This is a genomic window from Rhizobacter sp. (assembly GCF_031412075.1).
In the GTDB taxonomy this organism is placed as follows: Bacteria; Pseudomonadota; Gammaproteobacteria; order Burkholderiales; family Burkholderiaceae_C; genus Rhizobacter.
This window is the reverse complement of sequence record NZ_JANOCG010000231.1, coordinates 1-4,951: the sequence shown is the minus strand read 5'-3', so window position 1 is coordinate 4,951 and position 4,951 is coordinate 1. Positions and strand designations below refer to the sequence as shown.

General features: G+C 68.6%; 6 protein-coding genes. All 6 read right to left on the bottom strand.

All coding sequences use genetic code 11. The features are described from left to right. Positions 1–385: DNA-3-methyladenine glycosylase (locus tag RMO40_RS08085; RefSeq protein WP_489660126.1), on the bottom strand; the 385-nt coding region annotated here is incomplete at its 3' end. Further along, positions 378–1,862 (bottom strand): arylsulfotransferase family protein, encoded by a 1,485-nt coding sequence (locus tag RMO40_RS08080; protein WP_309718827.1) that lies wholly within the window; start codon positions 1,860–1,862, stop codon positions 378–380. The genes RMO40_RS08085 and RMO40_RS08080, both read right to left, overlap by 8 nt. A 79-nt stretch (positions 1,863–1,941) precedes the next feature. Beyond that, entirely contained in the window at positions 1,942–2,250 is a 309-nt protein-coding gene (locus RMO40_RS08075; RefSeq protein WP_309718824.1) for a hypothetical protein, read from the bottom strand. 113 nt (positions 2,251–2,363) lie between these two features. Beyond that, on the bottom strand, positions 2,364–3,866 hold the full coding sequence (locus RMO40_RS08070; RefSeq protein ID WP_309718819.1) for a glycine betaine ABC transporter substrate-binding protein: 1,503 nt from the start codon (positions 3,864–3,866) through the stop codon (positions 2,364–2,366). A gap of 35 nt (positions 3,867–3,901) precedes the next feature. After that, positions 3,902–4,321, bottom strand: a complete 420-nt coding sequence (locus RMO40_RS08065) for a DUF3830 family protein (protein WP_309718816.1) — start codon at positions 4,319–4,321, stop codon at positions 3,902–3,904. Between the two features lie 2 nt (positions 4,322–4,323). Then, a partial coding sequence (locus RMO40_RS08060; RefSeq protein WP_309718813.1) for an amidohydrolase family protein occupies positions 4,324–4,951 on the bottom strand: 628 nt, incomplete at its 5' end.

Sequence of the window (4,951 nt, the reverse complement as noted above, 5' to 3'; positions counted from 1 at the left end):
CCCCGAGCGCCTGCGCCAAACGCCCCGGGCCGGCGCACAGCAGGCGCTCGTCGCTCACCCCGCGCCGTTCCCGCATCTGATCCAGGCCTACCAAAGGCTCGATCGCGCGGATCAGCACCGCCGCCCCGTGGCCCTCTTCTCGGCACACGAAGTTCAGGCACCAGTGCAGGCCATAGGAGCGGTACACGTACACACGACCCGGCGGGCCGAACATCACGCCGTTGCGCTCGGTGGGGCCGGCGAAGCTGTGCGAGGCCGGGTCTTCTCGGTCGTAGGCTTCGGTCTCGACGATGCGCCCGCCGACACCGTCGACGTAGACCGCCGCACCGATCAGCGCCTGCGCCACTTCGTGCGAGGGCGCGAGGAAGTTGATGTGGCTAGAGATACTTTCTCGCCCGGTACGAGAAGTAGCCGTTGGTGCAATAGCTCGGCAGCAGCGTCAGCTCGAACGACAAGGCGCCGGTGGCGAGGTCGTACTCCGACACGTCGGTGTCATAGCCGTTGAATTCGCCCCAGCCCACCAGCGCGCGGCCGCTGGGCAGCAGTTGCGCGCTGCCCAGGTTGTAGCTGGAGTGGGCATCGCGGGTGTAGGCGGTGAAGCCGGTCAGCGTGGTGCCCGCTTCATCGAGCCCGAAAGCGACCACGCGCGAGAGCACACCCGCCGCGCCCACATCGAACACCGTCAGCCGGCCGTCGGGCGCACGCCGCGCATCGTGCGGGCTGCTGAAGCGTTGCGCCGCGGTGAGTCCGAACTCGTCACAGCTGCCGCCCAGGATCCAGCGCACGGCGCCGGTGCTGCGGTTGATCTTGAGCACCGAATCGAGGTGGCGGAAGGTGGCGATCCAGTCGCCGTCGGCGTCGACCACCAGCGCGTTCCAGTGCATGTAGTTGGCGCCGTTGTTGGCGGCGTAGGCGTTGCCCCGCGCGGAGCAGGCGTACAGCGCCGGCACGTCGGTCGAGAGCCAGCTGAAGGTGGCCGCGCCGTTCACGATCTCTTGCAAGCCGGTGCCGCGCACGTTGAGCGACTGGCCCGGCAAGGCCGGGATGTTGTTCACCGTCTTGGCGGCGTACACGCCGACGATGTAGTGGCCGTCATCGACGATCACATGGTCGTGGCCGTCGACCGCGTAGGTGTTGCCGTCGGGGAATGGCAGGGCCTGCACCACGGTGAGCGTGGCGAAGTTGGCGTCCATCACGCGGATGCCGGCGACGGCTTCGTCGTAGAAGCTGTAGCGGGTGACGCCGCCGGGGATCAGCGTCTTCTTGAAATCGAGGATTTCGCGCCCGGGCGGGTTGCGGTAGTAGTACTTCAGCGCGCCATCGGTGCCCACGATGTAGGCGAAGCTCGCGCCGTAGCCCTCAGGGTCGAAGGGGGTGAGGTAGAGGTCGCCGGCATCGGGGCTCGCGTTGGTGCCGATGACGTAGGGCGCGTGGTCGAGTGGCCGCGCACGCAGCGTGTAGGTGGCCACTGCGCCGCTCACGTTGTCGGTCACGGTGACCGGCGCGTTGGAGGCCGGCTCCAGGCTCGCAAACGGCACATTGATGTACTGGTTGGCGCCCACCGTGGTGCCGGCCGCGGCCACGGTGATGTTGCAGCCGGCGCAGGAGAAACGAAGCTGCACCAGCCCACCGGCGCGGTTGGCGCGCAGCTGCAGGTCGCTGTATTCGGGGTTGCTGCTCAAGAGGCCGGCGTTGCCCACGCCGATGGCGTCGACCGAGCTGAGCAGCCGCGTGACGGTCGGGTTGGCCTTGGGGAGCGAGCGCTCAACCACATCGTCGTCATTGCCGCCGCATGCGGCCAGGCTGGCGAGCGTGAGGCTGCACGCCAGGGTGATGAAAAACCTTCGTGTGGGGATCAGCACAGCAACTCCTTCGGGCAATGCAGCCGAAAGAATAGTCTGATTCGTGCGGGGCGGCGAGGCGGCCCCGTGCCGGGTGCGGCTAAGCCGTGGCGGGCGTGGTGTCGCCAGTGACAGCAGCGAGGCGCTGGCGCCGCAGCACGGCGACGCCGGTCACCGCGTAGCAGCCGGCCACGTTGCCCAGGCACACCAGCGTGTAGCTCAGGTCCTGGCTCACCAGGTGGGCGTAGAGCAGCGACACGGTGGCCGAAGCGCACCACAGCCCCCAGGTGCCGAGCGACACGTCGGCCGCGCCGTTGCGGCTGCGCCAGACGGCACGCAATTGCGGCACATAGGCCAGCACGAACACCAAACCGAACAGCGCGTACAGCGCACTCACCAAGCCGAGCACAACTTCACTCCAAGGCAAACGGGCAAGGCGCCCGCAGGATCATCGAATCGTGCAGTGAGTGTGGCGGCGGGTGGGGCGCATCGATCGGACGAAAAGCCACGCGGAACCAGCTTTCATTTCCGCGCAGGCGTGCGCGAGATCCGGCGCTCGGCGAGCTCGAAGATGAGCTGCATGAGCACCGCCAGCACCGCCGCCGGGATCGCGCCCGACAGCAGCGCCGCGTGGTCGTTGAGCGCGAGGCCGGTGACGATGCGCTCGCCGAAGCCACCCGCGCCAATGAAAGCGGCGATGGTGGCGGTGCCCACGGTGATCACCGCAGCCGTCTTCACGCCGGCCAGGATCACCGGCGCGGCCAGCGGCAGGTCCACGCTGCGCCAGCGCTGGGCCCGCGTGAGGCCGAGCGCGGTGCCGGCATCGCGCAGGCCGGCGGGCACCTGCGTGAGCCCGGTGGTGGTGTTGCGCACGATCGGCAACAAGGCGTAGAGCGAGAGCGCCACCAGCGCCGGGCCGGTGCCGATGCGGCCCATCAGCGGGATCAGCATCGCCAGCAAGGCGAGCGAGGGCACGGTCTGCAACAGGCCGGCCACCGCCATCACCGGTTGCTCGAGCCGCGGCAAGGCGGCCGCAGCGGCGCCCAGCGGGATGCCGATGACGCAGGCGGCCAGCACGGCCACGGCCACCAGCAGCAAGTGCTGTGCGGCGAGCCGGCCCAGGTCGTCGGCGAAGAGGCGCTGCATCAGGCCGCCTTGGCTCGCGGTGGGCGACGCAGCCTGCGGTGCGATGAAGTCGCGCGCAATGTCGGCGAAGCTGCGGCCGCGCAACTCGGCGGCGCCGTTCATCTCGATCATGCGTGCGGCGTCAACACGCCCTTCGAGCGCCGCAATGGCCTTCCACGCCGCCGGAAAACGCTGCACCACATCGAGCCGGTACAAGAGCACCGCGTCGTAGCGCGGAAAGAATGCGAGGTCGTCGTCAAGCACCACGAGCTTCAGCTCGGCGATCTTGGCGTCGGTGGAATAGATGTCGGTCAGCGCGATGCGGCCGCTGGCCAGTGCCTCGTAGGCGATTCCGTGGTCGATGCCCAGTGGCTGGTGCGGCAGTGCATAGCGCGCTGCCAGACCGGGCCAGCCGTCTTGCCGGCCCAGGAACTCGTGCGAGAGGCCCAGCGTCAATTCGGGATGGGCCTTGAGGTCGCTCAGGCGCTTGAGCCCGAGGCGCTGGCTGTCGCTCTGGCGCATCGCCAGCGCATAGCCGTTGACGAAGCCCAGCGGCACCGCCACCCCCAGGCCCTGACTGGCCAGCTGGGCACGCATGGTCGCGAGGTCGGTCGGTCGGGCGTGCTTGAGGATTTCGGCGTCGATGGTGCCCAGATACTCGGGGTAGACGTCGATCGCGCCGGCCTTGAGCGCCTCGTACACCACGGCCGTGTTGCCCAGGCCCTGGCGGTGCTCGGCCGGACCGTGCGCTTGCGCCGTCTGCTTGACGATCTCGCCGAGGATGTACGACTCGGTGAAGCGCTTGGAGCCCACCTTGAGCGCCGCACCCTCAGCGGCCGCGCCGGGAGTGAACACGATGGCGAAGGCAGTGACCAGCAGGCCGATGAATGCGAATTTCATGCGGCATCTTGCCAAGGTTTTTGCCTACAGCAACTTCACGGTGTCTCCCACTCGAACAGCACCTCCTGCGCGCCTTGCCACAGCACCGTGCGGCCGAGCTCGGGCAGTTGCTCCAGGCCCTCGACGATGCGCAGGAAGTGGTTGCCCGCCAGCGGCCCCATCTTGCTGGCGAAGCTGCAGGCGCCGTAGGCGATCAGCAACTCGGTCTCGCTGAAGCCCCCGGGGTAGAAGAGCACATCGCCCGGCGCCGGGTAACGGGTCGGGTTCTCGAAGCCCACGCCGAGCGCGAAGTCGCCCAGCGGCACCCACACCGCCTCACCGCTCCAGCGCACGTGGATCAGCTTTTGGCGGTAGGGCAGCAGTTGGGTGAAGGCGGCAAACGTGAGCGGCGCATCGGGGAGGGCTTCGGCGATGAAGCGGTGGCCGGCGGCGGTGATCTGCAGTCGTTGTGACATGGTCAGCCCTCCAGCTCCATCCAGCGGCGCCAGCTCTCGGCGCGCGGGCGCGGGCGCGCCGCCTCGGGCCTCTCGCAGCGCAGGAACTCGCCGCCACCGACACGCCCCAGAAACTGCTCGCCGTCCCACACCACCTCGCCGCGCAGCAGCGTCATCGCCGGCCAGGCCTGCAGCTCGCGCCCTTCATACGGCGTGTAGTCGGCGGCGTGGTGCAGCGTCTCGTTGCGGATGGTGTAAGGAGTGCCACTGTTCCAGATCACCAGGTCGGCATCACTGCCGATCGCGATGGTGCCCTTGCGTGGGTAGAGGCCGTAGAGGCGCGCGGCATTGGTGGCGGTGAGAGCGACAAATTGCTGGATCGGCATGCGGCCCGCGAGCACCCCTTCAGAAAACAGCAAGGCCATGCGCGTCTCGATGCCCGGCACCCCGTTCGGGATGTAGGGGAACGCCGGCTCCTTGCCGCCCAGGCGCTTGCCCGAGTCGTCTTCGTAGTTGAAGGGGGCGTGGTCGGAGGAGAGCACGCTGAACAGCCCATCGACCAGGCCGTCCCAGATCACCTGCTGGTTGGCCTTGTCGCGCGGCGGCGGGCTGCACACGCAGCGAGCGCCATGGAAGTCGGGCAAGGCCAGG

Bases quoted from the DNA above. Each gene is read 5' to 3' on its own strand.
- RMO40_RS08070 (WP_309718819.1), bottom strand. From the start codon at position 3,866: ATGAAATTCGCATTCATCGGCCTGCTGGTCACTGCCTTCGCCATCGTG.
- RMO40_RS08065 (WP_309718816.1), bottom strand. From the start codon at position 4,321: ATGTCACAACGACTGCAGATCACCGCCGCCGGCCACCGCTTCATCGCC.